The organism is Geobacillus sp., from assembly GCF_017515625.1.
Classification (GTDB): Bacteria; Bacillota; Bacilli; order Bacillales; family Anoxybacillaceae; genus Geobacillus; species Geobacillus stearothermophilus.
Genome location: NZ_JAFWFM010000232.1, coordinates 1 through 7372 on the forward strand (window position 1 = coordinate 1; position 7372 = coordinate 7372).

Consider the following 7372-nt stretch of genomic DNA (forward strand, 5'->3'; position numbering starts at 1 on the left):
CCCACGGCATTACGCCACAGGCAGTGGAAAAAGCGCTCCACCAACACCCGGATGCCAAAGGGGTGCTCGTCATCAACCCGACGTATTTTGGCATTGCCGGCGATTTGAAAAAAATCGTCGAGATCGCCCACTCGTACAACGTTCCGGTGCTTGTCGACGAAGCGCACGGCGTGCACATTCATTTTCATGAGGACTTGCCGCTCTCCGCGATGCAAGCCGGGGCCGATATGGCGGCGACAAGCGTCCATAAGCTCGGCGGATCGCTGACGCAAAGCTCGATTTTAAATGTGCGCGAAGGGCTCGTCTCCGCGAAGCACGTGCAAGCGATCTTAAGCATGTTGACGACGACGTCGACGTCGTATTTGTTGCTCGCTTCGCTCGATGTCGCCCGCAAACAGCTGGCGACGAAAGGGCGGGAGCTCATTGACAAGGCGATCCGCCTCGCGGAATGGACACGGCGGCAAATCAACGAAATTCCATATTTGTACTGCGTCGGTGAAGAAATTTTAGGCACGGAAGCGACGTACGACTACGATCCAACGAAGCTGATCATCTCTGTCAAGGAGCTCGGCTTGACCGGCCATGATGTCGAACAATGGCTCCGCGAAACGTATAACATCGAAGTGGAGCTTTCGGATTTGTATAACATTTTGTGCATCATCACTCCAGGCGACAGCGAGCGGGAAGCCGGGCTGCTCGTTTCGGCCCTCCGCCGCCTGTCGGACGAGTTCAGCCATCAGGCGGAAAAAGGAGTCAAACCGAAAGTGCTGCTTCCGGATATCCCGGCCTTAGCCTTGACGCCGCGCGACGCCTTTTATGCAGAAACAGAAGTCGTGCCGTTTCACGAGTCAGCCGGACGGATCATCGCGGAATTTGTGATGGTGTATCCGCCGGGCATCCCGATTTTTATTCCCGGTGAAATCATTACGGAGGAAAATTTGAAGTATATCGAGACAAACTTGACCGCCGGCCTGCCGGTGCAAGGCCCTGAGGACGATACGCTGCAGACGTTGCGCGTCATCAAAGAATATAAGCCGATTCGTTGAATGCACAAGCCGGTTTTCCCGGCTTGTTTTTTTGGGCCAAAATCAACGGCGCGCATGTGCTTTGCCCCACATGCGCGCCTATCCGTTCCTTCCCCCGTTTGTTTGCCCGCCTTATTCTTTTTCTTCTCCGTCCTCGCGGTCATGACCGCAGCAATCGCATTTCCCGTAAAGCGTTGTCACTTTTTCATCTTCAAAATACGCAATTGTCGCTTCACACGTTTGGCATACGATCGTGCCCATCCCCAAACCCCCTTTATGATGATAAATGTTGTTGTTGGTTTTATAATAATATATCATATTTAGATTGTAAATCTAAATTTGTATGTCACATTTAGGATTATGACGGCTCTTTTATGACACCAAACTTTTTCACCGCAGTCCGGAAAAACATGGTACAAAGAAGACGAGAGAGACAAAAAGATGGCGAAAGGAGAGAAGGGCGTTGAATGCAAGCCTAAAGCTGCCGGGGAGGGGAAAATCGATCAGCATCGAGGAAATCAAACAGTTGCTCGAACGTTACCGAGCCGCGCTGCGCAAAACGGTGGAGTAGCTTGGATGGGCGTACGAGCAGGCAGCCTTTCCATACACGGTGCATGAACGCGACCACGTTCTTTATTTGCAAGGCGACGGCCGCTTATACAAAGGGATGGCCATTGCCGTGCGGACAACCGGAGAAGAAACAAGGATTGAGCTGGCATTGGCGCCGGGAGCAACGCACGGGGACAAAGGAAAAGCAAACGAATTCAGCAAATGGATGGCCAAAACGCTTGGCGGCGAACTGCGTTTATTCAGCGGCCGGACGATGTCGTTCGGCCGCGCGTAAACAGCGGCATGGGACCGCTGTTTTTTGTTCGCCGAACCGCGCCGCTTCCGCACCCAAGGGGCAGATCATGGAATATATTGCCATATGAAATGCTGGCCGGTAAAATACACCGCCGCCGTGGCAGCTGTTGTAAGGAGCGCTTTGCGCGTCGCCAAGCCGAGCTGGCGCGCCAGTAAAAACGCTATGTACATGAAGACGCACAACATCAAGCCGCGGAAAAACGGCCGGTCCCGCCCCGACAGCCACTCGATCAAGGAAAAACTGCTCCAAATCATCATTTGCAGCAAAAAGGCGACATACGCTTTCATCATTTCCATCTCCCGCTTTTCTTTACCATAACGATATGAAACGAAAGCGGAAAATAGTATGAAAAACAGGACAAGAAATGCGCCATTCCCGCATGATAAGAAAAACGACCGGGCCAAGCCCGGTCGTTTCACAGTTACTTCGTAATGATATGAATCGGTGTGCCAAGCGCCACTTCCGCCGCTTCCATGGCGATTTCGCCAAGCGTCGGATGGGCATGGATCGTCAAAGCGATGTCTTCCGCCGTCATGCCGGCTTCAATGGCGAGCCCAAGCTCGGCGATCATGTCAGAAGCATTTGGACCGATGATTTGCGCACCAATGACGACGCCGTCCTCTTTGCGGACAACGAGCTTCAAGAAGCCGTCCGTATCGTTCAGCGCCAAGGCGCGGCCGTTGGCAGCAAACGGGAATTTCGCGGCAATGACGTCAATGCCCTCGTCTTTCGCCTGCTGCTCAAAATAGCCGACCGACGCGCATTCCGGATCGGAGAAGACCACAGCCGGAATGGCGATGTAATCCACTACCGACGGATGGCCGGCGATGGCTTCCGCCGCCACTTTCCCTTCATACGACGCTTTATGAGCAAGCGCCGGGCCTGGAACGATGTCGCCGATCGCAAAAATGTTCGGCACGCTTGTCCGGCATTGTTGGTCCACTTCAATCAAGCCGCGGTTCGTCATTTTGATGCCGATTTGTTCAAGACCAAGTTCATCTGTATTCGGTCGGCGGCCGACCGTCACCAACACATAGTCGGCGTCAATCGTTTTCGTTTCACCATTCGCCTCATACGTGACCGTGACGCCGTCTTCGCGTTCTTCGGCCCCTTTCGCCAATGCGTTCGTCACGACTTCAACGCCTTTTTTCTTCAGGCGCTTCTTGATGATGGCAGCCATTTGCTTCTCAAAACCGGACAAAATTTCGCCGGCTCCTTCTAAAATGGTCACTTTCGTCCCAAAGTTGGCGTAAGCCGTACCGAGTTCGATGCCAATATAGCCGCCGCCGATGACCACGAGCGATTTCGGCACTTCCCCAAGGTTGAGAGCTCCCGTCGAGTCAAGAATGCGGTTGGAAAACTTGAAGTTCGGCAGCTCAATCGGGCGCGAGCCGGTGGCGATAATCGCGTTTTTGAACGTATACGTCTGCGCGCTGTCGCCGTTGACGACACGCACCGTATTGGCGTCGACAAAATACGCTTCCCCTTTGACGATCTCTACTTTGTTTCCTTTTAACAGCCCTTCGACGCCGCCCGTTAATTTTTTCACGACGCTTGCTTTCCATTCTTGCACTTTGGCAAAATCGATGGTGACGTTCTCCGCCTTAATGCCCATTTCTTCGGAATGCTTCGCCTGCTCATAGCGATGGCTTGCGGAGATCAGCGCCTTTGACGGGATGCAGCCAACATTTAAGCAGACGCCGCCTAAATTGCCCTTTTCCACAATCGTCACTTTTTGTCCGAGCTGCGCGGCGCGGATGGCGGCGACATACCCGCCAGGACCGGCGCCGACGACAAGCGTTTCCGTTTCAATTGCAAAATCGCCAACTACCATCGTTTTACGCCTCCATTAGTAATAATTCCGGGTCACTCAACAGCCGTTTGATATGGTTGAGCGCTTTTTGCGCTGTCGCCCCGTCGATCATCCGGTGGTCAAAGCTAAGCGAGAGCGCCAGCATCGGGGCAGCGACAATTTCACCGTCACGGACGATCGGCTTTTCCGCAATGCGGCCGATGCCAAGAATCGCCACTTCCGGATGGTTGATGACCGGGGTAAACCATTGCCCGCCGGCCGAACCGATGTTTGTAATCGTGCATGAAGCGCCTTTCATTTCTCCCGGCGTCAGTTTGCCGTCGCGCGCTTTCTCGGCGAGCTCATTGATTTCTTGCGCCAAGGCGAAAATCGGCTTGCGATCGGCATGTTTAATGACCGGCACAAGCAAGCCGCGGTCCGTATCAGCGGCGATGCCGATATTGTAATAATGCTTCTGGATGATTTCTTCCGTCTCATCATCAATGGACGTATTCAACACTGGGTATTCACGCAGCGCGGAAACGAGCGCTTTGACGACGTACGGCAAAAACGTCAGCTTGATGCCTTTTTCCGCGGCAATAGCCTTGAATTTTTTTCGGTGAGCAACAAGCTTCGTCACATCGGCTTCGTCCATCAGCGTCACGTGCGGAGCGGTATGTTTGGAATGCACCATCGCTTTGGCAATCGCCCGACGGATGCCGCTCATTTTCTCGCGCGTTTCCGGGAATTCGCCTTCTGTCGTCGCCGGTTTCGCTGCGGCCGGCGCCGCTTTTTCCTCCGCTGCGGCCGGTGCCGGTTTTGCGCCGCCGGCAAGGAAAGCGTCAATATCTTCTTTCAGGACGCGGCCGTTTTTGCCCGTTCCTTGGACAAGCCGAATATCGACGCCTTTTTCGCGCGCATACTTGCGCACGGACGGCATGGCGATGACGCGGCGGTTCGGGCCAGCCTCCGCTTCAGCTGCCGGTGCATTGGGAGCGACAGCGTCAACCTTTTCCTCTTTCGACACCGTTTCCGTTTTTTCCTCTTTTTTCGCTTCTTCTTGCTCTTGTCCTTTAAACATCATGTTTTCATAACCCGGCGCATCGAGCGTGATGAGCATTTGCCCGACCGTTGCCACTGTTCCCTCCGGGACGAGGATTTCAAGCACTTTCCCTTTGACCGGGGAGGGAATTTCGACAACCGCCTTGTCATTTTGCACTTCGCACAATACATCGTCTTCGTTCACTTCATCGCCCGGTTTCACAAACCATTTGACAATTTCACCTTCGTGGATGCCTTCGCCAATGTCCGGCAGCTTAAATTCAAAAGCCACTGTCTGTCTACCTCCTATCGTTTGCCGAAAATGGGCGGGGGAAGGCGTTCCGCTCCCCCGAGTTTGTCCGCTGTTAGAAGTTCATCACTTTTTTCGCCGTTTCGATTACATCTTTAAAGTTTGGCAGCCATACCGATTCCGCCTGAGCAAACGGATAGACCGTGTCCGGAGCGGCCACGCGCAACACCGGCGCCTCAAGGCTTAAGATGGCGCGTTCGTTAATCTCCGCCACGACGTTGGCGGCGATGCCAGCCTGCCGTTGCGCTTCTTGAACGACAATGGCGCGGCCCGTTTTTTCGACCGAACCGATGATCGTTTCAATATCGAGCGGCTGCACGGTGCGCAAGTCGACGACTTCGGCAGAAATGCCTTCCTTCTCTAATTCTGCCGCCGCTTTTAACGATTCATGCACCATGGCGCCGTACGCGATGATCGTGATGTCTTTTCCTTCCCGCTTAATGTCCGCCTTGCCGATCGGAATCGTGTATTCCCCTTCCGGCACTTCCTGACGGAACGAACGGTACAGCTTCAAATGTTCAAGGAAAATGACCGGGTCGTTGTCGCGAATCGCCGAGATGAGCAGCCCTTTCGCATCATACGGCGTCGACGGAATGACAACCTTCAAGCCTGGCTGTTGGGCGACAAGCCCTTCCAAGCTGTCTGAGTGCAACTCCGGCGTATGGACGCCGCCGCCAAACGGAGAACGGATCGTAATCGGCATATGGTAGCGTCCGCCCGTACGATAGCGGATTCGCGCCATTTGCCCGCAAATCGAATCCATCACTTCATACACGAAGCCGAAAAACTGGATTTCCGGCACCGGGCGAAACCCTTGCAGCGCCAAACCGATCGCCAAGCCGCCGATTCCTGATTCGGCGAGCGGCGTGTCAAAAACGCGATCTTCGCCAAATTCGGCCTGCAGCCCTTCCGTCGCTCGGAATACGCCGCCGTTGACCCCAACGTCTTCCCCGAAAATGAGCACGTTCGGATCATTTTTCAACTCGATACGCAGCGCATCGGTGATCGCCTGAACCATTGTCATTTGCGCCATGGCTTACTTCGACTCCTTCTCTTTGTAAATTTCATACTGCTCCTTCAAATTGAACGGCAGCTCTTCAAACATGATGCTGATCAAGTCGGTTACTTTTTGCTTCGGCGTTTCGTCCGCTTTCTTGATCGCTTCTTTAATCTCTTCTTTTGCCTGTTCAATAACGTTGTTTTCTTCTTCTTCGCTCCACAAGCCTTTCGCCTCTAAAAACTTGCGGAAACGCACGAGTGGGTCTTTCTTCGCCCATTCGTTTTCCAACTCTTTCGAACGATAGCGCGTTGGATCGTCACCGGACATCGTATGCGGGCCATAGCGGAAGCAGAGCGTTTCAATGAGCGTCGGCCCTTCGCCGTTAATGGCGCGCTCGCGAGCAGCTTTGACCGCTGCGTAGACCGCAAGCGGGTCCATGCCGTCAACTTGAATGCCCGGAATGCCGGCGGCGACTGCTTTTTGCGCCAATGTTTTGGCAACGGTTTGCTTTTCGACCGGCGTCGAGATGGCAAAGCGGTTGTTTTGCACGACAAAGATGGCCGGCGCCTTAAACGCCCCCGCAAAGTTGATCCCTTCGTAGAAATCGCCTTGCGACGTGCCGCCGTCGCCCGTATATGTAATCGCCACTGCTTTTTTGCCCCGCATTTTCAAGCCGAGCGCCACACCAGCTGCTTGGATGTATTGGGCGCCGATAATGATTTGCGGCGGCAGGACGTTTACGCCTTCTGGAATTTGGTTACCATGGAAATGGCCGCGCGAGAACAAAAACGCCTGATACAGCGGAAGCCCATGCCAAATGATTTGCGGAACGTCGCGGTATCCCGGCAAAATAAAATCTTCTTTTTCCAATGCAAAATGGCTGGCAATTTGGCTCGCTTCCTGCCCGGCGGTCGGCGCATAAAACCCGAGTCTCCCTTGGCGGTTCAACGAAATGGAGCGCTGGTCAAGAATGCGCGTATACACCATGCGACGCATCAGCTCTTTCAGCTGCTCATCGCTCAGCTCCGGCATCGCCTCTTCATTGACGACTTCTCCTTCCTCATTCAAAATTTGAAATGTCGGGAACTGCTCGGCCACTTTCTCGAGCTGCTCCGCAAATGGGAATTGGAAGGTCTTTACACCCATCTTGTTCACCTCTGCCTTTCATCAAGAAATTTGGAAATCAGGCTGTCTTCATCCATATACTATTAATGTACCCCAGGCGTGTTGATTATCCAATAAAATCCAAAGGGTATAGAAAAAAGAGCACCTTTCCTGTAGAATGTGAGTAACAACACAAACAAACCCAGGAGGTGCTCTCTATGAACAAGCATACCAC

General features: G+C 53.5%; 7 protein-coding genes and 1 pseudogene. 2 read left to right on the plus strand and 6 right to left on the minus strand.

The annotated features are described in order from the left end of the window. Nucleotides 1–1046: aminotransferase class I/II-fold pyridoxal phosphate-dependent enzyme (locus tag IKE44_RS13625; protein ID WP_287466192.1), on the plus strand; the 1046-nt coding region annotated here is incomplete at its 5' end. Nucleotides 1047–1157: 111 nt separating this feature from the next. Here IKE44_RS13625 and IKE44_RS13630 read toward each other — a convergent pair. Then, the gene (locus tag IKE44_RS13630) at nucleotides 1158–1286 is read right to left on the minus strand and encodes a GapA-binding peptide SR1P (protein WP_033016209.1); all 129 of its coding nucleotides are present in this window, start codon (nucleotides 1284–1286) and stop codon (nucleotides 1158–1160) included. 202 nt (nucleotides 1287–1488) lie between these two features. Between IKE44_RS13630 and IKE44_RS13810 the strand changes: the two are divergent. After that, a pseudogene (locus IKE44_RS13810) lies at nucleotides 1489–1869 on the plus strand (DUF1885 family protein). 65 nt (nucleotides 1870–1934) lie between these two features. Here IKE44_RS13810 and IKE44_RS13640 read toward each other — a convergent pair. From IKE44_RS13640 to pdhA, 5 genes are all read right to left on the minus strand, one after another. Next, nucleotides 1935–2177 (minus strand): hypothetical protein, encoded by a 243-nt coding sequence (locus tag IKE44_RS13640; RefSeq protein ID WP_049624556.1) that lies wholly within the window; start codon nucleotides 2175–2177, stop codon nucleotides 1935–1937. A 134-nt stretch (nucleotides 2178–2311) separates the two neighbouring features. Further along, on the minus strand, nucleotides 2312–3724 hold the full coding sequence (lpdA, locus tag IKE44_RS13645; RefSeq protein WP_049624544.1) for a dihydrolipoyl dehydrogenase: 1413 nt from the start codon (nucleotides 3722–3724) through the stop codon (nucleotides 2312–2314). Nucleotides 3725–3728: 4 nt separating this feature from the next. Further along, nucleotides 3729–5015 (minus strand): dihydrolipoamide acetyltransferase family protein, encoded by a 1287-nt coding sequence (locus IKE44_RS13650; RefSeq protein ID WP_287466195.1) that lies wholly within the window; start codon nucleotides 5013–5015, stop codon nucleotides 3729–3731. A 73-nt stretch (nucleotides 5016–5088) separates the two neighbouring features. Continuing rightward, entirely contained in the window at nucleotides 5089–6066 is a 978-nt protein-coding gene (gene pdhB / locus IKE44_RS13655; protein WP_033016213.1) for a pyruvate dehydrogenase complex E1 component subunit beta, read from the minus strand. 3 nt (nucleotides 6067–6069) lie between these two features. Further along, the gene (gene pdhA, locus IKE44_RS13660) at nucleotides 6070–7179 is read right to left on the minus strand and encodes a pyruvate dehydrogenase (acetyl-transferring) E1 component subunit alpha (RefSeq protein WP_033016215.1); all 1110 of its coding nucleotides are present in this window, start codon (nucleotides 7177–7179) and stop codon (nucleotides 6070–6072) included. Nucleotides 7180–7372: the final 193 nt, after the last annotated feature.

Coding starts and splice junctions, on each gene's coding strand:
- IKE44_RS13630 (WP_033016209.1), bottom strand. CDS start 1,286: ATGGGCACGATCGTATGCCAAACGTGTGAAGCGACAATTGCGTATTTT.
- IKE44_RS13640 (WP_049624556.1), bottom strand. CDS start 2,177: ATGAAAGCGTATGTCGCCTTTTTGCTGCAAATGATGATTTGGAGCAGT.
- lpdA (WP_049624544.1), bottom strand. CDS start 3,724: ATGGTAGTTGGCGATTTTGCAATTGAAACGGAAACGCTTGTCGTCGGC.
- pdhB (WP_033016213.1), bottom strand. CDS start 6,066: ATGGCGCAAATGACAATGGTTCAGGCGATCACCGATGCGCTGCGTATC.
- pdhA (WP_033016215.1), bottom strand. CDS start 7,179: ATGGGTGTAAAGACCTTCCAATTCCCATTTGCGGAGCAGCTCGAGAAA.